Source organism: Streptomyces monashensis, from assembly GCF_001866665.1.
GTDB classification, from domain to species: domain Bacteria; phylum Actinomycetota; class Actinomycetes; order Streptomycetales; family Streptomycetaceae; genus Streptomyces; species Streptomyces monashensis.
In genome coordinates this window covers 68,328-93,358 of the sequence record NZ_MLYO01000024.1, presented here as the reverse complement: position 1 = coordinate 93,358, position 25,031 = coordinate 68,328, and the positions used below count along the sequence as shown (strand labels likewise).

The 25,031-nt window shown below is 72.9% G+C and carries 19 protein-coding genes and 1 riboswitch; of the genes, 8 read left to right on the top strand and 11 right to left on the bottom strand.

The features are described from left to right. The first annotated feature begins 83 nt into the window (after positions 1–83). A complete protein-coding gene (locus tag BIV23_RS14100; protein WP_071381156.1) occupies positions 84–929 on the top strand; it encodes an RNA polymerase sigma factor in 846 nt (281 codons plus the stop codon). A 122-nt stretch (positions 930–1,051) separates the two neighbouring features. Here the strand turns inward: BIV23_RS14100 and sucD are convergent, their stop codons facing one another. From sucD to BIV23_RS14070, 6 genes are all read right to left on the bottom strand, one after another. Then, the gene (gene sucD, locus BIV23_RS14095; protein ID WP_071381155.1) at positions 1,052–1,936 is read right to left on the bottom strand and encodes a succinate--CoA ligase subunit alpha; all 885 of its coding nucleotides are present in this window, start codon (positions 1,934–1,936) and stop codon (positions 1,052–1,054) included. A 28-nt stretch (positions 1,937–1,964) separates the two neighbouring features. Next, positions 1,965–3,146, bottom strand: coding sequence for an ADP-forming succinate--CoA ligase subunit beta (sucC, locus tag BIV23_RS14090; protein ID WP_071381154.1), 1,182 nt, complete (start codon positions 3,144–3,146; stop codon positions 1,965–1,967). Positions 3,147–3,732: 586 nt separating this feature from the next. After that, positions 3,733–4,635 (bottom strand): hypothetical protein, encoded by a 903-nt coding sequence (locus tag BIV23_RS14085; protein ID WP_071381153.1) that lies wholly within the window; start codon positions 4,633–4,635, stop codon positions 3,733–3,735. Positions 4,636–4,753: 118 nt separating this feature from the next. Then, on the bottom strand, positions 4,754–5,950 hold the full coding sequence (locus BIV23_RS14080; protein WP_071381358.1) for a VWA domain-containing protein: 1,197 nt from the start codon (positions 5,948–5,950) through the stop codon (positions 4,754–4,756). A 14-nt stretch (positions 5,951–5,964) separates the two neighbouring features. Continuing rightward, a complete protein-coding gene (locus tag BIV23_RS14075) occupies positions 5,965–8,562 on the bottom strand; it encodes a DUF5682 family protein (RefSeq protein ID WP_245790518.1) in 2,598 nt (865 codons plus the stop codon). Next, positions 8,559–9,746 (bottom strand): ATP-binding protein, encoded by a 1,188-nt coding sequence (locus BIV23_RS14070; RefSeq protein WP_177239889.1) that lies wholly within the window; start codon positions 9,744–9,746, stop codon positions 8,559–8,561. The genes BIV23_RS14075 and BIV23_RS14070 overlap by 4 nt, the downstream gene beginning before the upstream one ends. Before the next feature lie 132 nt (positions 9,747–9,878). On the opposite strand from BIV23_RS14070, the gene BIV23_RS14065 reads away from it, so the two are divergent. After that, on the top strand, positions 9,879–11,225 hold the full coding sequence (locus BIV23_RS14065; protein WP_071381152.1) for an SWIM zinc finger family protein: 1,347 nt from the start codon (positions 9,879–9,881) through the stop codon (positions 11,223–11,225). 50 nt (positions 11,226–11,275) lie between these two features. Next, complete coding sequence (locus BIV23_RS14060; protein ID WP_071381356.1) at positions 11,276–12,961, top strand: DUF5691 domain-containing protein; 1,686 nt, start codon at positions 11,276–11,278, stop codon at positions 12,959–12,961. Here BIV23_RS14060 and icmB read toward each other — a convergent pair. Continuing rightward, positions 12,937–13,359 (bottom strand): coenzyme B12-dependent isobutyryl CoA mutase small subunit, encoded by a 423-nt coding sequence (gene icmB / locus BIV23_RS14055; RefSeq protein ID WP_071381151.1) that lies wholly within the window; start codon positions 13,357–13,359, stop codon positions 12,937–12,939. The genes BIV23_RS14060 and icmB overlap by 25 nt on opposite strands. A 226-nt stretch (positions 13,360–13,585) precedes the next feature. Here icmB and BIV23_RS14050 point away from each other — a divergent pair, with 226 nt between their 5' ends. Continuing rightward, positions 13,586–14,437, top strand: a complete 852-nt coding sequence (locus BIV23_RS14050; protein WP_071381150.1) for an esterase/lipase family protein — start codon at positions 13,586–13,588, stop codon at positions 14,435–14,437. A 213-nt stretch (positions 14,438–14,650) separates the two neighbouring features. Beyond that, positions 14,651–16,099, top strand: coding sequence for a M23 family metallopeptidase (locus BIV23_RS14045; RefSeq protein ID WP_071381149.1), 1,449 nt, complete (start codon positions 14,651–14,653; stop codon positions 16,097–16,099). Between the two features lie 73 nt (positions 16,100–16,172). On the opposite strand, the gene pcrA is transcribed toward BIV23_RS14045, so the two are convergent. Further along, complete coding sequence (gene pcrA, locus BIV23_RS14040) at positions 16,173–18,665, bottom strand: DNA helicase PcrA (protein ID WP_071381148.1); 2,493 nt, start codon at positions 18,663–18,665, stop codon at positions 16,173–16,175. Positions 18,666–18,904: 239 nt separating this feature from the next. After that, positions 18,905–19,049, top strand: a riboswitch (cyclic di-AMP (ydaO/yuaA leader). A 7-nt stretch (positions 19,050–19,056) separates the two neighbouring features. Between pcrA and BIV23_RS14035 the strand changes: the two genes are divergently transcribed. Together BIV23_RS14035 and BIV23_RS53555 are read left to right on the top strand one after the other, a co-directional pair. After that, entirely contained in the window at positions 19,057–20,253 is a 1,197-nt protein-coding gene (locus BIV23_RS14035; protein WP_071381147.1) for a C40 family peptidase, read from the top strand. A gap of 495 nt (positions 20,254–20,748) precedes the next feature. Then, positions 20,749–21,102, top strand: a complete 354-nt coding sequence (locus BIV23_RS53555) for an SLAC1 family transporter (protein WP_342746366.1) — start codon at positions 20,749–20,751, stop codon at positions 21,100–21,102. Here BIV23_RS53555 and BIV23_RS14025 read toward each other — a convergent pair. Then, positions 21,008–21,361, bottom strand: a complete 354-nt coding sequence (locus tag BIV23_RS14025) for a hypothetical protein (RefSeq protein WP_071381145.1) — start codon at positions 21,359–21,361, stop codon at positions 21,008–21,010. The two genes, BIV23_RS53555 and BIV23_RS14025, sit on opposite strands and share 95 nt — an antisense overlap. A 475-nt stretch (positions 21,362–21,836) precedes the next feature. On the opposite strand from BIV23_RS14025, the gene BIV23_RS14020 reads away from it, so the two are divergent. Then, positions 21,837–22,898, top strand: coding sequence for a C40 family peptidase (locus BIV23_RS14020; RefSeq protein WP_071381144.1), 1,062 nt, complete (start codon positions 21,837–21,839; stop codon positions 22,896–22,898). A 37-nt stretch (positions 22,899–22,935) separates the two neighbouring features. Here BIV23_RS14020 and BIV23_RS14015 read toward each other — a convergent pair whose 3' ends face one another. Both BIV23_RS14015 and BIV23_RS14010 read right to left on the bottom strand, forming a co-directional pair. Further along, positions 22,936–23,646 (bottom strand): LuxR C-terminal-related transcriptional regulator, encoded by a 711-nt coding sequence (locus BIV23_RS14015; protein ID WP_071381143.1) that lies wholly within the window; start codon positions 23,644–23,646, stop codon positions 22,936–22,938. Next, positions 23,643–24,956 carry an ATP-binding protein gene (locus BIV23_RS14010; RefSeq protein ID WP_425443487.1) on the bottom strand — a complete coding sequence of 438 codons (1,314 nt, stop codon included), beginning with the start codon at positions 24,954–24,956 and terminating at the stop codon, positions 23,643–23,645. Before BIV23_RS14010 ends, BIV23_RS14015 begins: the two co-directional genes overlap by 4 nt. Between the last annotated feature and the right edge of the window lie 75 nt (positions 24,957–25,031).

Sequence of the window (25,031 nt, the reverse complement as noted above, 5' to 3'; positions counted from 1 at the left end):
CGCGCTTCCCCGTCGTAACAGGCGAACCCTCGTAGTGTCGCTCAATATACTTTTATGTTCCTTTTCGTACGGAAAGGTGCACGATGACGACGCTTCCCCGGGTCCCCTCCCCCGCCTCCCCGCCCGAGTCCCTGACCCCCGCTCAGGCCTTCGACGAGCTGTACGGGTTCTGCGCCCCCGCCCTCGTACGCCAGACCTACCTGCTCACCGGACGCCGGGAGCTGGCCCGTGAGGCGGTGGAGCGGGCGTTCCAACTGGCCTGGCAGCGTTGGCCCGAGGTGGCCCGGGACCGCGATCCGGCGGGCTGGGTACGGGCGGTGGCGTACGACTGCGCCCTCTCCCCCTGGCACCGCTTCCGCCCCCGCCACCGGCACCCGGAGCCGCCGCCCGCCGACCCGGCCGACCGCGCGCTGCTGCACGCCCTGCTGCGGCTGCCGTCGTCGTACCGGCGCACCCTCCTGCTCTACGACGGTGTGGGGCTCGACCTGCCGGAGACGGCGGCGGAGACGGAGGCCAGCACCCCGGCGGCCGCCAGCCGGCTGACCCACGCCCGGCAGGCCGTGGCGGACCGCGTCCCGGAACTGGCCGACCCCCGCACCCTCCACCGCCGACTGCTCGAACTGGCCTCGGCCGAACGGCTGCGGGCCGCGAAGCCGGCCACGGTACGGACCGTGAGCGAACGCCGGAACGCCTTCTGGACCCGGGCGGCGATCACCGTCACCGTGGCGATCATCGGCGCGACGGCGCTCACGCTGCGGACGGCCCCGACGCACTACGAGGCGCCGATCGCTCCCGCGCAGGCCGTGGACGGCGTGCCGCCCCGGGTGGCGCCGGGTCCGCTGTCCCCGGCGCAGCAGGCCCTGCGGACGAAGCTGCTGCGCACGTCGGAGCGCAGCGGGCCGGAGCGGGTGGTACCGCTGGCCGGATGAACCCGGTCGAGCGGGAACACCAGGAACAGCGGGGACGGTGGGGACGGTGGGGACGGTGGGAGAAACACCGGTAGGCCCGCCCCCGGCACGGGGACGGGCCTACCGGTGTTGCGCCGAGAAGGTCAGCCGCCCAGGATCTCGCGGGCGAGCCTGGCCGTCTCGGTCGGGGTCTTGCCGACCTTGACGCCCGCGGCCTCCAGGGCCTCCTTCTTGGCCTGCGCGGTGCCGGAGGAGCCGGAGACGATGGCGCCGGCGTGGCCCATGGTCTTGCCCTCGGGCGCCGTGAAGCCCGCGACGTAGCCGACGACCGGCTTGGTCACGTTCTCCTTGATGAACGCGGCCGCGCGCTCCTCGGCGTCGCCGCCGATCTCACCGATCATCACGATCAGCTCGGTCTCGGGGTCGTCCTGGAACGCGGCCAGGGCGTCGATGTGGGTGGTGCCGATGATCGGGTCACCGCCGATGCCCACGGCCGTCGAGAAGCCGATGTCACGCAGCTCGTACATCATCTGGTACGTCAGCGTGCCGGACTTGGAGACCAGGCCGATGCGGCCCGGCTTCGTGATGTCGCCCGGGATGATGCCGACGTTCGACTGGCCCGGGGTGATGATGCCGGGGCAGTTCGGGCCGATGATGCGGGTCTTGTTGCCCTTCTTGCCGGCGTACGCCCAGAAGGCGGCCGTGTCGTGCACGGCGATGCCCTCGGTGATCACGACGGCGAGCGGGATCTCGGCGTCGATGGCCTCGACGACCGCGTCCTTGGTGAACTTCTCCGGCACGAAGATCACGGAGACGTTCGCGCCGGTCTCCTTGATCGCCTCGGCGACCGTACCGAAGACCGGTACCTCGGTGCCGTCGAAGTCGACCTTCTGACCGGCCTTGCGCGGGTTCACGCCGCCCACGACGTTGGTGCCGTCACCGAGCATGAGCTTGGTGTGCTTCATGCCCGTGGCGCCGGTCATGCCCTGGACGATGACCTTGCTGTCCTTGTTGAGCCAGATAGCCATGGTGTGTTGGTGTCCTCGTCCTGAGTGCTTACTTGGCGGCGTGGGCCAGCTCGGCGGCCTTGTCGGCCGCGCCGTCCATGGTGTCGACGCGCTGCACCAGCGGGTGGTTGGCGTCCGTGAGGATCTTGCGGCCCAGCTCGGCGTTGTTGCCGTCGAGGCGGACGACGAGCGGCTTCGAGACGTTCTCGCCGCGGTCCTCCAGGAGCTTCAGGGCCTGGACGATGCCGTTGGCGACCTCGTCACAGGCGGTGATGCCACCGAAGACGTTGACGAACACGGACTTGACGTCCGGGTCGCCGAGGATGATCTCCAGGCCGTTCGCCATGACCTGGGCGGAGGCGCCACCGCCGATGTCCAGGAAGTTGGCGGGCTTCACGTTGCCGTGGTTCTCACCGGCGTACGCGACGACGTCCAGGGTGCTCATGACGAGACCCGCGCCGTTGCCGATGATGCCGACCTCGCCGTCGAGCTTGACGTAGTTGAGGTTCTTCTCCTTGGCAGCGGCCTCGAGCGGGTTGGCCGCGGCCTTGTCGTGGAGCTCCTCGAAGTCGGGGTGACGGAACTCGGCGTTGTCGTCGAGCGACACCTTGCCGTCGAGGGCGATGACGTCGCCGGAGGCGACCTTCGCCAGCGGGTTGACCTCGACCAGGAGGGCGTCCTCCTTGATGAAGGTGTCCCACAGCTTGACGAGGACGTCCGCGACCTTGTCCGCGACCTCGGCCGGGAACTTGGCGGCCTCGACGATCTCGCGGGCCTTCTCCGGGGTCACACCGTCGATCGGGTTGATCGGCGTCTGGGCCACGGCCTCCGGGGTGTCCTTCGCCACCTCCTCGATCTCCATGCCGCCCTGGACGGAGGCGATGGAGAGGAAGGTGCGGTTGGCACGGTCCAGGAGGAAGGAGACGTAGTACTCCTCGACGATCTCCGGGGCGGTCTCGGCGATCATGACCTTGTGGACCGTGTGGCCCTTGATGTCCATGCCGAGGATGTTGCCCGCGTGCTCGACGGCCTCGTCCACGGAGGCGGCCAGCTTGACGCCGCCGGCCTTGCCGCGGCCGCCGACCTTCACCTGAGCCTTGACGACGGACTTGCCACCCAGGCGCTCAGTGGCTGCGCGGGCCGCCTCAGGCGTGTCGATGACTTCACCGGCCAGCACCGGTACATCGTGCTTGGCGAAGAGGTCCCTCGCCTGGTACTCGAACAGGTCCACGCGCTTCCGTCCCTATCAGTGATCTCGCGGTTCGTTGGATGCGTGGGCGTGCCGCGAAGGGCAACGTGACGTCCGCTTGTCACAAGGGAGGCGCACACGGTGTCCGAGCGCGCGGCATGTCCGTCTCGCAGGTTATCCCCGCTCGCGGGGGCTCCCTAAATCGAGGGTCACACACGAGCGGTGATACCTGTCACATGATGCCGGGATCCGTGGCACGGCGTGCCGCACCAGGGCGCGATGTGCGAGGCCTCACCGGGCTGGGGTTGGCCCGGTGAGGCCTCTGGGCCGGCCCCGGTGGTTCCGGGACCGTGGCGACCGGCCTCCACCCCATATGGGGACCGGCCGCCTCACCCGTGGGGCCCCGCCCGAACGGTCCGACGGCATTCGGCCGTCCGGGTCCGGACACCTCACGGAAGCGGGTCGGGCCCCTGCGCGTCCCGGTCGGTGACGGATCAGAGACGGATCGGCAATGGATCAGTGACGCGTCAGCGACCGAGCGGCGACGGATCACCGGTGATCGGAGGCGACCAGGTGGCGGTGATCGGTCATCGGCGACCGGTGAGGCCCGGAGGAGGAGCGGACGGATCTAGCCGGGAAAGACGGGGATGTCCCGGTGCCGTTCCCGGGTGCGGGGCGCGTCGGTGCGCACGGCGGTGCCGGACACGAGCCGCAGAGAGGCATGGTGACCGAGGGTGACGGCATACGCGTCGGCGTGACGGGACGCGGTCCCGTCGGTCGCCTGCTTGCCCGGTACGCCGTTCGGGGTACCGGCGGGCGCGGGACGGCCGGGGCCGGCGACGGCGACGGTGGAACCGGCGGTACGCGCGGGGTGCAGGGCGTACGCAGGCCGGGGGGCGGCCTCCGGACCGTACGAGGTGAACGGCGCCGGCACGGGGGCCGCGCCACGGGCGTCGGTGCGGGTGTGGTGCGGGTGCGGGTGCGCCGGGGCCGGCGTACCGACGGGGCTCGCGGGCCGGCTCGCCGTACCCGCGCCCTGCCCCTGCGGGCTCGGCGCCGGGTGCGCCGGGTCCGGCAGCGGGAGGGAGGGCGGCAGGACGCGTCCGGTCGCGCCCTCGACGGTCCGGACGACCGTGGACGCCGTTCCGATGACCGTGGACACCGTCCGGTTCACCGTGGACACCGTCCCCGTCACCGTGGACAGCACGCCTTGCACGCCCGGTGCGCCTTGCCCGTTGTGCACGTCATGCGCAGAGGTGACGGTGTTCTTTCCGGCCGTGCGCGCCGGATGCTGCTGCGCGGCCGTCCCGGAGTCCGACGGCGTCAGGGGCGATACGGACGTCACGTAGGTCACGGATGTCGTCGCCGTTCCCCGCGCCGCCGTCCCGTCGGCCGCGTGCGCCTGCTCGCCGAAGAGGAACCCCAGCACGAACAACCCGCCGACCAGCAGCGCCAGTTGGAGCGCGCGTCGCCCGGCCGCCGTGCGCAGCACACGCACGGTGGTTCCAAGGAGGGCGGCGGAGAAGGTCAAGGAGACTAACGTCCTCGGGTCGGCACGGCAGGGACTCCACCGATCCTTCACGGCACCCCCAAGTCCGCGCAAGCCCTGTGTTACCGATGGGTAGCCATATCCCCTTTCGCTCTTCCTGTCACGCGGTGTCCGGTATCGGCAGCGGTCGCTTCTCCAGGGCCGCCGCCATCACCTCGGGGAACAGGTCGGGCGTGCAGGCGAAGGCCGGTGCGCCGAGCGCGGCGAGCGCCGCCGCGTGCTCCCGGTCGTACGCCGGTGCGCCCTCGTCGGAGAGCGCGAGCAGCGCCACGAACTGCACCCCGGACCTCTTCATCGCCGCGACCCGCTTGAGCATCTCGTCGCGGATGCCGCCCTCGTAGAGGTCGCTGATCAGCACGACCACCGTCTCGGCGGGACGGGTGATCTGCGACTGGCAGTAGGCGAGCGCCCGGTTGATGTCCGTGCCGCCGCCGAGCTGGGTGCCGAAGAGGACGTCGACCGGATCGTCCAGCCGGTCGGTGAGATCGACCACCGCCGTGTCGAAGACGACCAGCCGGGTGCTGATCGACCGCATGGAGGCCAGCACCGCTCCGAACACCGACGCGTAGACCACGGACGCCGCCATCGAACCGGACTGGTCGATGCAGAGCACGACCTCCTTCTTCACCGACCGCGCGGCCCGCCCGTATCCGATGAGCCGTTCCGGCACGACCGTGCGGTACTCGGGCAGGTAGTGCTTGAGGTTGGCCGCGATGGTGCGGTTCCAGTCGATGTCGCGGTGACGCGGGCGACTGACCCGGGCGCTGCGGTCCAGGGCACCGGTGAGGGTGGCCCGGGTGCGGGTCGCGAGCCGCTTCTCCAGGTCCTCGACGACCTTGCGGACGACAGCCCGCGCCGTCTCCTTCGTCGTCTCCGGCATCGCCTTGTTGAGCGACAGCAGCGTGCCGACCAGATGCACGTCGGCCTCCACCGCCTCCAGCATCTCCGGCTCCAGCAGCAGGGCGGAGAGCCCGAGCCGCTCGATGGCGTCGCGCTGCATGACCTGGACGACGGAGGACGGGAAGTAGCGACGGATGTCGCCGAGCCAGCGCGCCACCGACGGCGCCGAGGCCCCGAGCCCGGCCGAACGGTCGCGCCCCGCCTGCGGTTTGCTCCCCTTGCCGTAGAGCGCGGCGAGCGCGCCGTCCATCGCCGCGTCCCGCCCGGACAGCGCGCATCCGGTCCCGTCTGCCTGCTCCCCGCCGAGCACCAACCGCCATCGCCGCAGCCTCTCCTGCGCCGGGTCGCCGATGCCGGCAGCGGCACTCGTGCCGACGCCGGGGCCGGTCGTCGTCATGATCGGTTCGGTCGTCATGTGCCCACCCCCGCGAGGCTGTTGTCGTCGGTCTTCGTCCTCGGCCGCCCCTGCAGATCCCGGCCCGGACCCTGGCCCGGGTCCTCGTCCTGCTCCTCGTCCTGGTCCTCCTCCAGGCCGAGCAGCAGTCGCAGCACCGGGAGCACGGCGTCGGCGCGCTCGGTGTCCGGCTCGGGCGCGAAACCCGGTGCCGTCCCCGGGCCTGCCGCCCGGCCGGTGGTCCGCTCGCTCGGTCCACGCCGGAGCAGCTCGCCGAGGGTTCTGCGCACTCCCGGCTCGTACGCCGCGAACGTGCGCCGCAGCAGCGGCAGTACGTCCGTGAACGCCCCCGCCGGCACCCCCGCCAGCCAGCCGTCGACCAGGCCGAGCAACCGCTCGTCGTACACCAGCAGCAGCCCGCCCCCGCCGCCGACGAAACCCTCGATCCAGGCGGCCGCGTCGGCGGGCGGTGTCCCCGGCGACAGGGCGAACCCCATCAGCCGCGCCGCCTCCTCGGGCCCCAGCACGCCGTCGTCCAGCAGCAGCCGCACCGCCCGGCCCCGCAGCACACCGGCCACGGTGTCGCGCAGCGCCAACGCCCGCAGCACGGCCCGCCACCGGTCCCGCAGCCCGCCGGGTCCGGCACCCCCTCCGTCCTCTGCGCCGCCGCTCCCCGCACCGGTGCTCCCCGTGCCGGTGCTCCTGGCGGCCGGTGTCTCCGCCAGCAGCCCCACCGCCGCGTGCACGGCGTCCACATGCCCGCGCATCTCCTCCGCCGCGTCCGTGTCGAGCGCGGCACAGGCCGGGGGCAGGCCGACGAAGATCCGCTCGGCGAGGCCCGCCGCGACCCCGGCCAGCGCGCCGGTGTCGGTGCCCCGCACATCGCCGTAACGCAGCGAGCGGACGAGCGCGGGCAGGGCCTCGGCGAGCCGGCCGACGTCGGTGTCGAGCGCGGCCCGGTCGGCCAGCACCCGCATGACCACCGGCAGGGCCTCCGGCAGCCCCGCGAGGAGGCACTGCTCGGCGAGCGCGGTGACCTCGGCGAGGCCGCGTGCGGCCTCCGCGTCCGCCTCCGCCCTGGCCCGCGCGGCGCCCTGCACCGTCGTCCCCCACACGCCCGCCTCGGCGACCCGCACCGACAGCTCCGGCTCCCAGCGCAGCCGCCAGGTCTCCCGGAAGGTGCCCGTGCTCCCCCGCGACCGGACGGGCTCGCCCCAGCCGACGCCGAGCAGCCGCAGCCGGTGCAGGAGTCTGCTGCGGGCGGCGTCCGTCTCCCCGCGCAGGTCCAGCTCCGACTCCCGCTCCAGCGCCTCCGGTTTGAGCCGGAGGGAGCGCTGCTGCCGGGCCAGGTCGCGCTGGAGCGGCACCGCCGGGGCCGCCTCCGGCACCTCCCCCAGCGCGTCCCCGACGACCAGCCGGTCGTGCACCAGCGCCAGCGGCACCTCGGAGCCGTCGCCCAGCACCGCGCGCACGGCGTCGGTGGTCTCGCTCAGCCCGGGCAGCGGGCGGCCGCGCAGCGCGGCCAGGGTCTCGGCGAGCCGGACGGCCTCGATGACATGGGCGGAGGAGACGATCCGGTCCTCCTCACGCAGCAGCCTCGCCACCTTGGTCAGCCACCGCTCGACCGGCCGGTCGGGGGCGTGGAACAGATGGCCGTACCAGCCCGGCGCGTCGATGCCCGCGCCGTAGCCGCCGGCCCGGGCGAGCCTGCGGTGCGTCCACGGCACCCAGGTCAGGTCCGTCCTGACCTTGGGCAGCCCCTTCAGCAAGGCGCGGTCGGCGGCGACGGTGGTCTTCGCGCGCAGCGCGGGCACGTGCCAGGCCCCGCAGACCACCGCCACGTCGTCCCCGAACTCCTTGCGCGCGGCGCGCAGTCGGAGCCGCATGTGCGCCTCGCGCACGAGGTCACGCGCGTGTCCGCCCGCGCCGTACCGCTCGCGCAGCGCGCCCATGGCGTCCTCCAGCGCGGCGAACGGCGCGAAGGGATCCCGCCCGCCCGGGCCGCGGTGCTCAACGACGTCCTCCCACCAGCGCTCGGGATCGTCATACCCGGCGGCCCCGGCGAGCACGGCGAGCGGATCGACCCGGACCCGGCGGGCCGGATCACCGGCTCCGGGAGCGTCGCCGACGCCCTGCGAGTCGCTCCTGTCGCCCGCGGCGCCCGCGTTCTCCTCGCTGTCCGCGGCGCCCGTGCTCTCCCCGCCGCCCGCCTCGGCCGGGTCCTCCCCCTCCCCGGTCCCATCGGCAGACGCGTCCCGCCCCTGCCACGCGAGCGTGTGCGTGGCCGGCAGGTCGATGAAGCGGGCCGCGGCGCCCTGCTCCAGGGCCCAGCGGATCGCCACCCACTCGGGGCTGAACTCGGCGAACGGCCAGAACGCCGAGCGGCCGGGCTCGTCCACGGCGTGGGCGAGCAGGGCGACCGGGGGCCGCAGGCCGGGGCCGGCGACCAGCGGGATCAGCGCGTCGGCCTCGGGCGGGCCCTCGACGAGGACGACCCGGGGGCGGGCTGCGGCCAGCGCGGCCCGCACCGCACGCGCGGAGCCGGGCCCGTGGTGCCGCACGCCGAGCAGGAGGGGGCCGGGGTCGTGGGCCCCGGGCCGGCGTGTGTCGTTCATGCGCTCACCTCCCGGCACGCGCGGTAGAAGTCCGTCCAGCCCTCGCGCTCGCGGACGACCGTCTCCAGGTACTCCTGCCAGACGACCCGGTCGGCCGCCGGATCGCGGACGACCGCGCCGAGGATGCCGGCGGCGACGTCGCCCGGGCGCAGCACGCCGTCGCCGAAGTGGGCGGACAGGGCGAGGCCGCTCGTGACGACGGAGATCGCCTCGGCCGTGGACAGCGTGCCGCTCGGTGACTTCAGCTTCGTGCGGCCGTCGGCGCTCACGCCGTCGCGCAGCTCGCGGAAGACCGTCACGACACGGCGGATCTCCTCGATGCCGTCGGGCGCGGCCGGCAAATCGAGGGAGCGGCCGATCTGCCCGACCCTGCGGGTGACGATGTCGACCTCCGCCTCGGCGCTCTCCGGCAGCGGCAGCACCACGGTGTTGAAGCGGCGGCGCAGGGCGCTGGAGAGGTCGTTGACGCCTCTGTCACGGTCGTTGGCGGTGGCGATGAGATTGAAGCCGCGGACCGCCTGGACCTCCTCGCCCAACTCGGGGACGGGCAGCGTCTTCTCGGACAGGATCGTGATCAGCGTGTCCTGCACGTCGGCCGGGATGCGGGTCAGCTCCTCGACGCGCGCCGTCATGCCCTCGGCCATGGCGCGCATGACGGGGCTGGGCACGAGGGCGTCACGGCTCGGGCCGTGCGCGAGCAGACGGGCGTAGTTCCAGCCGTACCGGATCGCCTCCTCCGGGGTGCCCGCCGTGCCCTGGACCAGCAGGGTGGAGTCTCCGCTGACCGCGGCCGCGAGATGCTCGGAGACCCAGGTCTTGGCGGTGCCGGGGACGCCGAGCAGGAGCAGGGCACGGTCGGTGGCGAGCGTGGTGACGGCGACCTCGACGATGCGGCGCGGGCCCACGTACTTCGGTGTGATCGCCGTGCCGTCCGGCAGGGTGCCGCCGAGCAGGTACGTCGCCACCGCCCACGGCGAGAGCTTCCAGCGGGCCGGGCGCGGGCGGTCGTCCTGCCGGGCGAGCGCGGCGAGTTCGGCCGCGAAGGCGTGCTCGGCGTGCGGTCGCAGCGCCTGCGGATCCCTGCTTCCGCTCGCCGTCGCCTTGTCCACGCTCGCCGTCCCCTCGCTCCCGCTCGCTTCGCCGGACGCCACTTCGACGGACGTCGCTTCCACGGACACAGACATGGCTGAGGCCCCCTCCAGCTCGGCCGGTTCGGATCTGGCATCCACCGTGCACCACGCCACTGACAATCGCTCTGACCTGCACGGACTCCCGGGCAGGGCCGATTGTCAGTGGCGGGACCTACCGTCGAGGACATGACTGAGCAGCGGGTGCGCTGGACCGCGGAGCAGGTGCTGGCACTGGCGCCTGACGCCGCGTCACGCACAGCGGGGAGCAAGCTCGGCACGGCCGGTCCGTGGTCCGAGACGGGCAGTGGAGAGGGGACGGTGTGGGGACGGTGCAGGGGCAGTGGCAGCAGGCCGTACCAGACGGTGGTGGACCTGGCCGGACCGGCGTACACGTGCAGTTGCCCGAGCCGTAAGTTCCCGTGCAAGCACGCGCTCGGGTTGCTTCTGCTGTGGGCGGGCGGCGACGGCGCGGCGCCGGTGTCCGCCGAGCCGCCGGGGTGGGCCGGGGAGTGGCTCGCCGCCAGACGCGGGCGGGTCGAGGCCACAGCGGCCCGAACCGAGGGGGGTTCCGCGTCGGGGCCCGCCGATCCCGAGGCGGCACGGCGGCGGGCCGAGCGCCGGGCCGAGCGGGTCACCGCGGGCGCGACGGAGCTGGAGCAGCGCCTCGCCGACCTGCTGCGCGGCGGCCTGGCCTCGGCCGAGCAGGCGGGGTACGGGGCGTGGGACGAGACGGCGGCCCGCATGGTCGACGCGCAGGCGCCCGGACTCGCCGCACGGGCACGGGAGTTGGGGGCGATACCGGCGTCGGGGCCCGGCTGGCCGGCCCGGCTGCTGGAGGAGTGCGCGCTGCTGCATCTGCTCGACCAGGGCTGGCTGCGCCGCGACACGCTGCCGGACGCCCTCGCGGCCACGGTCCGCTCCCGGCTCGGCCTGCCCGCACCGGCGGACGGCCCGCCGGTACGCGACCACTGGCTGGTCCTCGCCCAGTACGACACGGTGGACGCGAAGCTGACGACCCGCCGGATCTGGCTGCACGGCGCCGGCTCGGGCGACACCCGGCTGCTGCTGTCGTACGGTGCCGCGGGCCGGGCCCCGGAGCTGTCCCTGCCGGTCGGACTGGCGCTGGACGCGGAGCTGTCCGGCCACCCGGGAGCCGGCCGGGCCCGGGCGAGCCTGGGCGAGCGCCACGCCCCGCCGGCACCGGCCGCGTTCCGCCCGCCGGGCGTGTCGACGGCGGACGCGGCGGACCGGTACGGCGCGGCGCTGCGCGACGATCCCTGGCTGGAGTCCGTCCCCGTGACGCTGGAGCGGGTGATCCCGGTCCCCGACGGCGAGACGTGGCAGCTGGCCGACGCCGACACGGACACGGCCCTGCCCCTGACCAGGACCGCCCGCTCCCGCCCCGGCCTGTGGCGCCTGACCGCCCTGTCCGGCGGCGCCCCGGTGACGGTCTTCGGCGAGTGCGGCCACCGCGGCTTCACCCCGCTCACCGCCTGGGCGGCAGGGACGGACGAGGCGGTGCCGCTGTGCTGAGCGGGTCCGAGACGAAACGGAACGCCCTGAGCCATCAGGAGGGGGACGACATGAACGCGACCTCGGCCGCCCGGACCGGCGCGGATCCCGCGGTTTCCTGGGACGACCTGCTCACCGCCGCCCTGCTCGGCACCGACCGGCGCCCCTGGGCGGGTGCCGCGCCCGGCCGGGCGGCTCCGACGGCGCTGCTGGACGCGGCCGCCGTCGCGACCGTACGGCGGCGGGCCGGGCTGCGCCCCGCGCGCGCGGCCCGGCGGCCGGAGCCGGCGCCCGAGGACCCGCGCCCGGTCCTGCCCGCCGCGGCGGCCCGCCGCCTCGCCACTCTGCTGGCCGACCGCTCCGGCGCGGCGGGCGGCGGGCGCCGGGGCAGCGCCCCGGACCTCATGGAACTGCTCCCGCAGTGGCTCGCGGCGGCCGTCGGGCACGGGTACGCGGCGCCTCCGCAGGCGTTGCCCGCCCTGCTGGACGCGGCCCGGGGGCGTACGGACCTGCGCCCGGCGGCGCTGGCGTTCGCCGGCCCGCGCGCGCTGTGGCTGGCGCGGTTGAACACGGACTGGCGCTTCGCCCTGCGCGCGGCCCCCGGCGGCGGTGCCGCACTGCCCGGCCCCGACGACGCCGAGGCGGTGGAGCGGCTGTGGCAGGAGGGGCTGTTCGCCGAGCGGGTGGCACTGCTGGGCGCACTACGCGCGCGTGAACCCGCGCTCGCGCGCGAACTGCTGGCGTCGACCTGGCCGAAGGAGCGGGCGGAGGACCGGCTGATGTTCCTCGACACGCTGCGCGCGGGCCTCGCCGCCGAGGACGAGCCGTTCCTGGAGCAGGCGCTGGGCGACCGCAGCCGCAATGTCCGTGCGACGGCCGCGGAGCTGCTGTCGGCGCTGCCGCACTCGGCGCTGGCCGCGCGCATGGCCGTACGGGCGGCGGCCTGTGTGGCCCTCGACCGTACGGGACCCGTGCCGGCGATCGCGGTCGAGCCGCCACTCGAGTGCGATGCGAGCATGGAGCGCGACGGTGTGGTGGCCATACCTCCCGCAGGCAGAGGAGAACGCTCATGGTGGCTGGGGCAGTTGGTGGAGGCCGCCCCGCTCGGCAGCTGGCCGGAGCGGCTCGGCGGACGCACCGCGCGGGACATCGTGGCGTTGCCCGTGGCGGACGGCTGGCAGGGCGAACTGCACGCGGCCTGGTGCCGGGCGGCGGTGCGGCAGCGGGACGCCGGCTGGTCGAGGGCCCTGCTCGGCGCGCCGTCGGCGCCGGAGGCGGGCGGGCCGGGGGCGGTGTCCCTGGCGGAGCGCGCCAAGCTGCTGGCGGCCCTGGAGCCGGCGGAACGGGCCGCGTGGGTGGCCGGCTTCATCGCGACACACGGTCTGTCGGAGGCGTTCCAGCTGCTCGGGGTGTGCGCCGTGCCCTGGGCGCCGCCGCTGGGCCGTTCGGTCGTGGACGCGCTCAACATCGCGCGCGACGCGGGCAGTTACCCGTGGAGCTTCAGCGGGGTGATGGGACTGGCCGAGCGCTGCCTGGACCCGGCGGAGGCCGCACGGCTGGAAGGGCTGCTGGCGGTACCCGACGAGCGGGAGGACGCGGCGCCGGGAGCCGGGGGCTACTGGGCGGAGGCCTTCCAGCGGCTGGTCTCGACGCTGCGGCTGCGGGCGGCGATGGCGGAGGAGCTGGCGCCGGCCGGCGCCCCCCGCGCACCCCGCCCGGAGGGGCCGTCGGTTCAGCCGCCGGACGCGGTCGGCTGATGCGCGTTCTCGCGCACCCACTCCACGATCGACGCCGTGGTCGCCCCGGGGGTGAAGATCTCCGCGACGCCCTTCTCCTTCAGCGGCGCGATGTCCTCCTCCGGGATGATGCCGCCGCCGAAGACCAGGATGTCCTCGGCGTCGCGCTCCTTGAGCAGGTCAATCACCGCGGCGAACAGCGTGTTGTGGGCGCCGGAGAGGATGGACAGGCCGATCGCGTCGGCGTCCTCCTGGATGGCGGTGTCGACGATCTGCTCCGGCGTCTGGTGAAGGCCGGTGTAGATGACCTCCATACCGGCGTCGCGCAGGGCACGCGCGATGACCTTGGCACCGCGATCGTGGCCGTCGAGCCCCGGCTTGGCGACCACCACGCGGATCGGACCGGCTGCCACACCCATCACTGCCTCCATCAGACGATCCCGGAAGCGATCGCTTCCGGCCCACAACGACAAGTACCGCACTTTTGGCGCGTCCCGCCACCCGTCGCGAAGTGAACGAACGTTATCCCCAGCATCCCGCAACCGGCAGTTTTACGGTGCGCAGCGAGGGGGAAATCACACGGTGGGACATGAGGGCACACGGGGGATGGAGCCGTCCTCCGGCGTGCCGACAGGAGGTCGGCCCATGAAGGTCACCGGATTACTGCCACTCTCTCTTGCGATCTACCGGCGCCTGTGGCCGGGAAGACTCGCCGGACTGTCCATGGCGCTGCTCAAGGCGACCGCCCTCGAAGCCGCGATCCTGGCCGGCCACCTCCTGCTGTATCCGACCGGGTTGGTCCAGGAGCGCCGCCTCCCGGCGCTGCCCGCGCAGGACGGCACCGCCCGGCTGCCCGTCCGCTCCGGCCCGCCGGTCGTGCTCCTGCACGGCTTCATCGACAACCGCTCGGTGTTCGTGCTGCTGCGCCGCAGCCTCGCCCAGCACGGCCGGCCACGCGTCGAGTCGCTCAACTACTCGCCGCTGACCTGTGACATCCGCACCGCGGCCGAGCTGCTCGGACGGCATGTCGAGGAGATCTGCGAGCGCACCGGCAGCGCCCGCGTCGACATCGTGGGCCACAGCCTCGGCGGGCTGATCGCGCGGTACTACGTGCAGTGTCTCGGCGGCGATCTGCGGGTGCGCACGCTCGTCACCCTCGGCACCCCGCACGCGGGGACCCGGGTGGCACCGCTCGCCGACGCCCATCCGATCGTGCGCCAGATGCGGCCCGGTTCCGGGGTGATCGAGGAGCTGACCCGGCCCGCGCCCGGCTGCCGTACGCGGTTCGTCAGCTTCTGGAGCGATCTGGACACCGTCATGGATCCGGTGGAGTCGGCCTGCCTCGACCACCCCGACCTCGATGTGCAGAACGTCCAGGTGACCGGCATCGGCCATCTCGCCCTGCCCGTGCACCCCGCCGTCGCGGCCGGGATACGCGAGGCTCTCGACACGGCGCACCCCGGTGACGCGCTCGCCGACGGTCTGACGGTGGCGTGACCTACAGATGGCCTTGAGGTGACCGACAGTCACCTCACGTCGAACGCTCATCGAACTCTCGGCCAAACTCGTCTCCGGCGTCCCCCGAAAGACCGCCGATCGCCCGTTTCCGGCCCACGCGAAACCGGCTGAAGATTGTCGCGCCCAGGTACCGGCGGGTACAGTCGCCGCACTGCTCTGGCAGCCCCTGTTGTCGAGGCGAAAGAGAAGTTGGTGAACGAACGTCACCCGTCGGGGACCATGACCACCCCGGCCCCGGCTTCCGACGCCTCCTTCGCGCACTACGGCCACGCGGCGTACGGGACGCACGAAGCCCCCTACGGCGACTTCACCACGTACGGCGGCTACGACGCCACCGGTTTTGCTCACTCCCACGACACCACCGGCACCTTCCACGCCGACCCGCTCTTCGGCAGCCTGCCCGGCCGGCAGACCACCGGCGCCTACGACACGACGCAGTGGCAGACCAGCCCGACGCCGCACTACGACGCGTACGCTGCCCAGCATCACGCCGCCTACGACTCCGGCGTGCACGACGCCACCGCCTGGACCGTTCCCCCGCAGGCCACGAGCCATGACGCCGGCGGACAGTGGGACACGAGCGGCTGGCTGCAGCCCGAGCAGCCCGGCGGCATGACCCAGCAGTGGGAGTGGGGCACCCAGAGCTTCGAGACCGGCGCGTACGACGCCACCCAGTGGAACTCCCCCGGCCAGGCCGGGCCCGAGCAGGCCGGCGAGCCGTTCGATCAGCAGCCCACTGCCACGTTCGAGCAGGTCGACGACCTGACCGCGGCTTTCCCTCAGACGGGGTACGTCGCCGACGACCCGGTGGGCACCGGAACGGATGAACGACCCGCCGTGAACGGCCTGTTGGAGGGCCAGGAAGAGACCCCGCCGACGACCCGCGAGGGCGCGCGCAACGCCGCGCGCTCCCGGCGCCGCACGCCCGCCAAGCGCTCCGCGCTGCTGACCGTCGCCGTGCCCTCGGCCTGTGTGATGGGCGTCGCCGGGATCGCCGTCGCCTCGGTCGGCGCGTTCAGCGACGACGGCAAGGACACCGCCGCCACCGCCGCGGACGCGCACGCGGTCAAGCCGGCGATCGCCAACAGCAAGCTGGACGCCCAGCTCAAGACGCTCTCCGCCGACGCCCACGACTTCGCCGACCGGGCCAGCCGGACACAGGAGCGGATCGACCTCAAGAACCAGCAGGAGCAGGACCGCAAGAAGGCCCTCGCGGAGGCCGCGCTCAAGGAGCGGCTGCGCCCCAAGTTCGTCCTGCCGGTCACGCAGAAGGGCCTCAGCGCCTACTTCGGCCAGGCCGGCGTGAACTGGATGTCGGTGCACACGGGCATCGACTTCCCCGTCTCCTACGGCACCACGGTGATGGCCGCCACCGACGGCACCGTCACCACCAAGTGGAACAGCGCCTACGGCAACATGCTGATACTGACGGCGAAGGACGGCACGGAGACCTGGTACTGCCACCTGTCCAGCTACCAGGTCCCCGCGGGCACGTCCGTCAAGGCCGGCCAGCCGATCGCCTACTCCGGCAACTCCGGCAACTCCACCGGGCCGCACCTGCACTTCGAGGTGCACCCGGCGGGCGGGGCGGCCGTGGACCCGCTGCCGTGGCTGCGCAGCCATGACCTGGACCCGACCTGAGCCGCGTATCCCGACGTGAGCCTTGACGGTGTGGGCCCCGCCGATCCGGCGGGGCCCACACCGTCCACTGCGTCTACAGCTTCTCGACCGGCGCGTACCGCAGCAGCAGCCGCTTCGGCTTGCCGTCGCCGAAGTCGATCGTCGCCTGGGCCTTGTCGTCGGCGCCCGCCACCGCGACGACCGTGCCGAGCCCGAACTGGTCGTGGGTGACCCGGTCGCCGACCGCCAGCGACACCGCCGGCTTGTCCGTCGTACGCCGGGTGGCGAATCCGGACGCGCCCGCGGCCGACGAGCGCGAGCGGGACGAGGACAGCGAGGCGGCGATCCCGGAGGCCGGTCCGGAGGAGACCGGCGCCGTCGCGCCTGTCCGCTTCCACTCCAGGTGTGCGGTCGGGATCTCCTCCAGGAAGCGTGAGGGCGGGTTGTACGACGGCTGGCCCCAGGCGCTGCGCATGGACGACCGGGTGAGGTACAGCCGCTCACGCGCGCGCGTGATGCCGACGTACGCCAGGCGCCGCTCCTCCTCCAGCTCCTTGGTCTGGCCGAGGGCGCGCATGTGCGGGAAGACGCCGTCCTCCATGCCGGTCAGGAAGACGACCGGGAACTCCAGGCCCTTGGCGGTGTGCAGGGTCATCAGGGTGATGACGCCGGCGCCTTCCTCGTCCTCGTCGGGGATCTGGTCGGAGTCGGCGACGAGCGCCACCTTCTCCAGGAAGTCGGCCAGCGTGCCCTGCTCCCCCTCGGCGCGCTCCTGTTCGAACTCCAGGGCCACGGCGGCGAGTTCCTGGAGGTTCTCGATGCGGGTCTCGTCCTGCGGGTCGGTGGAGGACTGCAACTCGGCCAGATATCCGGTGCGTTCGAGTATGGCCTCCAGGACCGTGGCCGGTCCGGCGCCGGACTCCACGATGGTGCGCAGGTCCTCCATCAGCGTGTTGAACCGCTTGACCGCGTTGGTGGAGCGCGCGGCCATGCCGTAGGCCTCGTCCACGCGCTTGAGCGCCTGCGGGAAGCTGATCTTCTCGCGCTGGGAGAGGGCGTCGATCATCGCCTCGGCGCGCTCGCCGATGCCCCGCTTGGGGACATTGAGGATGCGGCGCAGCGGCACCGAGTCCTCGGGGTTGGCGAGAACGCGCAGGTAGGCCAGGACGTCCCGGACCTCCTTGCGCTCGTAGAAGCGGACGCCGCCGACGACCTTGTAGGGCAGGCCGACGCGGATGAAGACCTCTTCGAAGACACGGGACTGGGCGTTGGTGCGGTAGAAGACGGCCATATCGCCCGCCTTGGCGTCACCCGCGTCGACCAGGCGGTCTATCTCGTCGGCGACGAACTGGGCCTCGTCGTGCTCGGTGTCGGCGACGTAACCGGTGATCTGGGCTCCGGCGCCCGCGTTGGTCCACAGGTTCTTCGGGCGGCGGGACTCGTTGCGCTCGATGACCGCGTTGGCGGCGCTCAGGATCGTCTGCGTGGAGCGGTAGTTCTGCTCCAGCAGGATCGTCGTCGCGTTCGGGTAGTCCTCCTCGAACTGGAGGATGTTGCGGATCGTCGCGCCCCGGAAGGCGTAGATCGACTGGTCCGCGTCACCGACGACGCACAGCTCGGCGGGCGGGAGGTCGTGCTCGTCCGGCGGGGTGGCGACGTCCTCGTCGGCGCGCTCGACGGTGCCGACCAGCTCGCGGACCAGTGCGTACTGGGCGTGGTTGGTGTCCTGGTACTCGTCGACCAGCACGTGCCGGAAGCGGCGGCGGTAGTGCTCGGCGACGTCCGGGAAGGCGCGCAGCAGATTGACCGTCGTCATGATCAGGTCGTCGAAGTCGAGCGCGTTGGCCTCGCGGAGGCGGGACTGGTAGAGCGCGTAGGCCTGGGCGAGGGTCTTCTCGAAGCCGTCGGCGGCCTGGGCGGCGAAGTCCTCCTCGTCGATCAGCTCGTTCTTCAGATTGCTGATCTTGGCGCTGAAGGACTTGGGCGGGAAGCGCTTGGGGTCGAGGTCCAGGTCGCGGCAGACCAGGGCCATCAGGCGCTTGCTGTCGGCGGCGTCGTAGATCGAGAACGACGACGTGAAACCGAGCCTCTTCGACTCGCGGCGCAGGATGCGCACGCACGCGCTGTGGAAGGTCATCACCCACATCGCGTGCGCGCGGGGGCCGACGAGCTGCTCGACGCGCTCCTTCATCTCGCCCGCGGCCTTGTTGGTGAAGGTGATCGCGAGGATCTGGCCCGGGTGCACGCTCCGCTCGGCGAGCAGGTGGGCGATGCGGTGGGTGAGCACACGGGTCTTGCCGGAGCCGGCGCCGGCGACGATGAGCAGCGGGGAACCGGCGTGCACGACCGCGGCGCGCTGGTTGTCGTTCAGCCCCTCCAGCAGCGTCGCCGCGTCGAGCGCGGGGCGGGGGGCGCCGTCGCGGTAGTAGGAGTCCCGGTCCGGCGGCGCGTCGAACTTCCCGCCGAACAGATCGTCCGGAAGCGGCTCCGGAGCGTGATCGTCCTCGGGCGGCGGCGGAGGCTCCTCCTCGCGCCCGCTCGGGGGCTGGAGGTCCGCCAGGAAGCTGTCGTCAAAGAGGCTGCTCATCGCTCTCCGAGTCTAGGGCGCCCCACCGACAACCGGTCGCCGTCCCGGGAAGAAGACCTCACGCACGGAGGGGCGAACACCCCTTACTCAGCGGAATCACCCGATGACCCGGACATGATTCCGGCCTCGGATCACGAAAATGTATCGGACATATCACGCACCAACCTTCACACTAGCCACACGAGTTGGCTAGGTTGCCGTCGGGCCGCGTGCGCGGCCCCCGCCGAGTCCGGCCCGTCCCGTACGGGGCGCCCGGAGCCGGGGACCCACCGAACCTGGGGTGAATCGGCCGACTCCCGTCCGGGACGACGCCGTAGGGCAACCCTTCCGAACCACCGCCCGAACCCGACAGCTAACCCGGTAGGCGGACCATTGGAAGGAGTCGCCTCCCTTGGCGTCGCACCGCAAGCCGCGCCCCGGCGGGACCACCGCGGCGGGTATACGCACCCCCGCTCTCGCCACCGCCGCCCTCACCTCCATAGCCATGCTGTCCCAGACCGCCGAGGCCGCCCCGAGCACCGACCACACCCGGCCGAGCCTGGAGGAGGTGGAGAAGAAGGTCGACGACCTCTACCGGCAGGCGGAGTCGGCGACCGAGAAGTACGACGCGGCCAAGGAGCGCACCGGCAAGGAGCGCGGCCACGTCGACGCCCTCCGCCAGGAGGTCGCCCGCCGCACCGACAGCCTCAACAAGGCCCGCGAGGAGCTGGGTTCGTTCGCCGCGGCCCAGTACCGCACCGGCGCCGCCGCGCCGAGCACGGCCACCTTCCTGCTGGCGAACGACCCGCAGGACTACTTCGACCAGACCCAGCTGATGAACCGGCTGACCACGCGCCAGAAGAGCGCGGTCGACGCCTACATCGGCGATCAGGCCGCCACGATGAAGAAGCGGCGGGAGGCCGCCGAGAGCCTCCAGACGCTGACCACCTCGCAGCAGGACCTCCAGACGGCCAAGGCGACCGTCCAGAGGAAACTCGCCTCCGCGCGCGAGCTGCTCTCGCAGCTGACGGCGCAGGAGAAGGCGCGACTCGCGCAGATCGAGCAGGCCAAGCAGCAGGAGGCGGCGCGCAAGGCGGCCGAGCTGGCGAAGCAGCAGGCCGCGGCGCAGGCCAGGCAGCAGAGCGGTTCGTCCGGCTCGTCGTCGGGCTCCGGCGGGTCCACGTCCACCGGCTCGACGGGCTCCACCTCTTCGGGGTCCTCGGGATCTTCCGGGTCGACCAGTTCGTACGACACGAAGGCCGAGAAGGCCCTCGCCTTCGCCCGCGCCCAGATCGGCAAGCCGTACGTGTGGGGCGCCACCGGACCGGGCTCCTACGACTGCTCGGGCCTGACCCAGGCCGCCTGGAAGGCGGCCGGCGTCGCGCTCCCGCGCACCACGTACGACCAGGTGAACGCCGGCACCACGGTTTCCCTGGCGGACGCGCGCCCGGGCGACCTGATCTTCTTCTACGACGACATCAGCCACGTCGGCCTCTACATCGGCAACGGCATGATGATCCACGCCCCCAAGCCGGGCGCGTACGTCCGCGAGGAATCGGTGTACTACGGCGGAGAATCGATCATCCACAGCGTGGTCCGCCCGGGCTGAGCTCCGCTCCGGTACCCACGTACGCGTAGCCGGTGCCGCCCCGGCCACGCGCGCGTACCGGTAGTTTTGGCGCCCACGCGCGCGTGCCCTTTCCGGCCGGGCCGGAGCGGCTGCCTGGCATCGGCGCGTGTCCGGTATCTCGGCTCTGCGTGCGTGGTGGGCGGCGCGGCCGGCCGCGGCCGGGTCCGCCGTGATGGCGACGGGCATCGTGTCGGTGGGGCTGTCCCTGGCCGACGCCGAGGCGGTGTCCCGGGTGGTGCTGGTCGTTGCCGGTGTCGCCTGGGCTGGGCCTGCCGCTCTACGGCCTGGCCCTGGCGCGCTTCAATGCGCGGCAGGTGCTGGAGGGGGCCGGCGCCCACTGGATCGCGGGCGGGGCGGCGGCGATCTCGGCGCTGGCGGGGGCGAAGCTGCTCACCGCGGGTGACGCGGGGCGGTACCTGTGGAACGAGGACGACCGGCATGCGCTGCGCGCGGTGACGGTCGCGCTGCTCGGTCCTGGCCCTGGCCTGGTACGTCGTCCTGCTGGCGGCCGAGGCGGCGCGGCCCCGGCCCGGCTACGACGTACGGCGGTGGTCGACGGTGTTCCCGATCGGGATGACGGCGGCGGCGACGCTGTCCGTCGCGGCCGCCGTGGGCGTCCCGTGGCTCCGGTGGCCGGGGCGGGTGCTGGTGTGGGTGGCGGTGGCGGTGGCGGCGTGGCTCGCGGTCGGCACCGCCGAGGTCCGCACGGCCCGTACGGCGGGGCGGGCGGCCGTCAGGTCCACAGGACGGCGACGAAGATGTTCGTCACGGTCAGCAGGCCGACGACCCCGAAGGCGCCCTTCTCGACCTTCTCCTCGTCGCGCTTGACGTAGACCAGGCCGAGAATCACGATCAGCAGCGCCAGCTTCAGACCGATCTTGATGGTGTTGATGTGATGGTCACCGGCCTGGTTGAGGCCGACCAGCACCACTCCGGTGACGAGCATGGTGAGCGCGCCGTGCAGCATCCCGGGGACGAAGCGGGCCGTGCCCTGGCCCATCGCCTTCATCTGGGTGAGGAAACCGCCGAGCAGCGCGGCGATACCGATGATGTGCAGGCCGACGAAGAGATGGATGAGTACGTCCATGAGGCCGGAGCCTAATCCGGGCGATTCGGTCGCCTGTCACCGGGCCCGGGCACAGCCGTCCGCGCCCGGCCGCCACCTACTGCGGACCTTGCATATATGCGGCCCATAGCACCTCACTCCTCGTACCTGCCCCGCTTTCCGCGCATCGGTCATCACGCTGCGTGAAGGGAACGACTTCGGATCGGCCGCACGATCACATACGGTCACTTACTGATCCGTCGAGGCCAGTTCCGCACACTGCGTTACCCGCTCGTCACACTCCGGCCTAGCGTCCTCCCCCAGGTGACCGGCTCCCCATCACCGCCCGGGCCAGGGGCGGCGGCCGGGCACCACCGCCGAGAAGGGTCCGGCGGCGGCCCGTTCCCCCCGTGCGGGCCGCCGCCGGACGCAGGCACCGCTCGGCCGGACCGCGCGGCGCACGGACCGCTCGGCCGTCGAGTCGTGTCGAGTCGCACGGAAGGACGTGACAGTCCAGGTGGCAGCGCACCGCAAGCCCCGGCAACGCCCGATCGGCCCCACGGCCCGGACCGCTGCCACGCTCGCCCTGACGGGCGCGGCCACGGCTACGGGGTTCGGCGGTTCTGCGCACGCCGAGCCCCCGCCGACACCGGCGCAGGTGAAGGCCAGGGTGGACGCGCTGTACCGGCAGGCCGAGGCCGCGACCGAGAAGTACGACGGCGCCAAGGAGACGGCGGACGCCACCCTGCACAGGCTCAACGCCCTGCGCGACGAGACCGCCCGCAAGCAGGACGGGCTCAACTCGGCCCGGGAGGCGCTCGGTTCGTTCGCCACGGCGCAGTACCGCGCCGGCGGCTTCTCGCCCGCCTGGCAACTGGCCCTCTCCGACAACCCCGACCGGTACCTGACCGACGCCTCGTTCGCCGAGCGGGCCGGCGACCGGCAGACCGCCGCCGTGTCCCGGGTGCGCGAACAGCTGCGGGAGATCGAGCAGTTGCGCGGCGCGGCGCGGGTCCAGCTGACGTCGTTGCGCTCCCGGCAGGCCGAGCTGCGGCGGCAGAAGGCGACCGTCACCGGCAAACTGGGCGAGGCGCGGCGGCTGCTGGCGCGGCTCACGCCGCAGCAGCGGTCCGAGGTCACCGGCGACGACGGCACCCGGAAGCGCGCCTCCCGGTCCGCCGCGCACGTCCGGGACGCCCTGGCACAGGCCGGGGCCGTCACGGCCCCCGACACGCGTGCGGCAGCGGCCGTCGCCTACGCCTACGCCAAGCTCGGCAGCCCCTACGTGTGGGGCGCGACCGGTCCGCACGCCTTCGACTGCTCGGGCCTGGTCCAGGCCGCCTACCGCTCCGCCGGCATCGCCCTGCCCCGCACCACCTACACCCAGATCGACGCGGGCCGACGCGTCTCCCGCTCCGAACTGCGCCCCGGGGACCTGGTGTTCTTCTACTCCGGCGTCAGTCACGTCGGCATCTACGTGGGAGGCGGGCAGATGATCCACGCCCCCAACTCCTCGGCGCCGGTCCGGCTGGCCCCGATCGACCTGATGCCGTTCGCGGGGGCCACCCGGGTGGTGTGAGGGCGAGCCCGCAGGGGACCGCCGGAGCCGGTCGGGGTCAGACCAGTCGTCGTGCCGTCGCCCAGCGGGTCAGTTCGTGGCGGTTGGACAGCTGGAGCTTGCGCAGGACCGCCGAGACATGGGACTCGACCGTCTTCACCGAGATGAACAGCTGCTTGGCGATCTCCTTGTAGGCGTAGCCGCGGGCGATCAGCCGCAGCACCTCGCGCTCGCGCTGGGTAAGGCGGTCCAGGTCCTCGTCCACGGGCGGGGCGTCGGTGGAGGCGAAGGCGTCCAGGACGAACCCGGCCAGCCGCGGTGAGAAGACCGCGTCGCCCTCCTGGACCCGGAAGATCGAGGCGACCAGGTCGGTGCCGGTGATGGTCTTGGTGACATAGCCGCGGGCGCCGCCGCGGATCACACCGATCACGTCCTCCGCCGCGTCCGACACGGACAGTGCGAGGAAGCGGACGGGCTGCTCGGCGTCCCCCATCAACGCCGCGCACCGGCGCAGCACTTCGACGCCGCCGCCGCCCGGCAGGTGGACGTCGAGGAGGACCACCTCGGGACGGGTCGCGGTGATGACCGTGACCGCCTGGTCGACGTCCGCGGCCTCGCCGACCACCTCGACCCCGGTCTCCGCCGTCTGCCCGATCTCCGCCTGGACACCGGCGCGGAACATCCGGTGGTCGTCCACGAGCACGACCCGTACGTGCCGTCCTGCCGCGCCGGCCCCCGTCGTGCCGCTCGTCTCGGTCGCGTCGCTCATGACGTCTTCTCCGCCCTCTCCATCTCCAGTTCGACCTCCGTGCCGCCGCCGGGCACCGCCCGCAGCCGGGCCGTGCCGCCGTTGCGCTCCATGCGGCCGATGATCGATTCTCTGACGCCCATCCGGTCGGCGGGTATCGCGTCGAGGTCGAAGCCCGGGCCACGGTCGCGCACGGACACGAAGACCGTCCTCCCCTCGACCTCGGCATAGACCTGTACGGCACCGCCCTCGCCACCGTACTTGGCAGCGTTCACCATCGCCTCGCGCGCGGCCTGCATCTGCGCACGGGTCCTGTCGTCCAGCGGGCAGTCGCCGACGACGACGACCTCGATGGGCACACCGTGCTTGTCCTCCACCTCGGCCGCGCTGCGCCGCACCGCCTCGGCGACCGTGTCCGGCTCGTCGGCCTCGTCCTTGCCGGTGCCCTCCGGCTTGTACAGCCAGGTACGCAGGTCGCGCTCCTGGGCGCGGGCGAGCCGGCGCACCTCGCCCGCGTTGTCCGCGTTGCGCTGGATCAGGGTGAGGGTGTGCAGCACGGAGTCGTGGACGTGCGCGGCGACCTCGGCGCGCTCCTGGGCGCGGATGCGCATCAGACGCTCCTCCGACAGGTCCTGGGTCATGCGGACCAGATAGGGACCGGCGAGCAGCGTGATGCCGACGAGGACGGCGAGCGCCGCCTGGAGGACCGCGCCGAGGTGGGCGGCCGATCCCTGGAGTACGAACACGGCGGAGACACCGGCCGTGACGAGCAGGACGCCGCCGGCCGCGCGCAGCAGCGTCAGCGTGCGACGCCGGCGGCCGACCTCGACCCAGCGGGCCCGGCGGGCGTTGTCCGCCTGTCTCCACACCAGGGCGACACCGGCCGCGACGAGCACGGCAGGCACCAGATACGCCTTGGCGGCGCTGGTCAGATTGACGCTGCCCACGAACACCATGGACACGGCGACCATGAGGAGCAGCGCGACGATCTGCCCCTTGTCCGGCCTGCGGGCCACGAGTCTGCGGCGGCCGCCCGGCGCGGTCTCCGCGGCGGCCGGCGGCTTGTGCCCACCGACGCCGAGGGGGACGAAGAACCAGAAGGCCGCGTACAGCAGCGCGCCGAGGCCGTTGGCCATGAACAGGCCGACGAAGACGAGCCGCACCCAGATGACGGGCAGCCCGAGATGCCCGGCGAGACCCCGCGCCACTCCACCGAGCCAGCGTCCGTCGCTGCTGCGGTAGAGCTTGCGCGGCGGCCGCGGGTCGTCGACTGGCAGGCTTGCGGCTTCCGGCATGCCAACGATGGTCACATGACCGGCGGGGCCAGGCATCAGGGTCGGCCCCCGAGACGCCCCTGATCTTCGGCGCAGCCGGGTCGGGGAGCGCCGGGCGACGACGGTCCGGCG

Bases quoted from the DNA above. Each gene is read 5' to 3' on its own strand.
- BIV23_RS14100 (WP_071381156.1), top strand. From the start codon at position 84: ATGACGACGCTTCCCCGGGTCCCCTCCCCCGCCTCCCCGCCCGAGTCC.
- sucD (WP_071381155.1), bottom strand. From the start codon at position 1,936: ATGGCTATCTGGCTCAACAAGGACAGCAAGGTCATCGTCCAGGGCATG.
- BIV23_RS14080 (WP_071381358.1), bottom strand. From the start codon at position 5,950: ATGACGACGACCGGCCCCGGCGTCGGCACGAGTGCCGCTGCCGGCATC.
- BIV23_RS14075 (WP_245790518.1), bottom strand. From the start codon at position 8,562: ATGAACGACACACGCCGGCCCGGGGCCCACGACCCCGGCCCCCTCCTG.
- BIV23_RS14070 (WP_177239889.1), bottom strand. From the start codon at position 9,746: ATGTCTGTGTCCGTGGAAGCGACGTCCGTCGAAGTGGCGTCCGGCGAA.
- BIV23_RS14065 (WP_071381152.1), top strand. From the start codon at position 9,879: ATGACTGAGCAGCGGGTGCGCTGGACCGCGGAGCAGGTGCTGGCACTG.
- BIV23_RS14060 (WP_071381356.1), top strand. From the start codon at position 11,276: ATGAACGCGACCTCGGCCGCCCGGACCGGCGCGGATCCCGCGGTTTCC.
- icmB (WP_071381151.1), bottom strand. From the start codon at position 13,359: ATGGGTGTGGCAGCCGGTCCGATCCGCGTGGTGGTCGCCAAGCCGGGG.
- BIV23_RS14050 (WP_071381150.1), top strand. From the start codon at position 13,586: ATGAAGGTCACCGGATTACTGCCACTCTCTCTTGCGATCTACCGGCGC.
- pcrA (WP_071381148.1), bottom strand. From the start codon at position 18,665: ATGAGCAGCCTCTTTGACGACAGCTTCCTGGCGGACCTCCAGCCCCCG.
- BIV23_RS14025 (WP_071381145.1), bottom strand. From the start codon at position 21,361: ATGGACGTACTCATCCATCTCTTCGTCGGCCTGCACATCATCGGTATC.
- BIV23_RS14015 (WP_071381143.1), bottom strand. From the start codon at position 23,646: ATGAGCGACGCGACCGAGACGAGCGGCACGACGGGGGCCGGCGCGGCA.
- BIV23_RS14010 (WP_425443487.1), bottom strand. From the start codon at position 24,956: ATGCCTGGCCCCGCCGGTCATGTGACCATCGTTGGCATGCCGGAAGCC.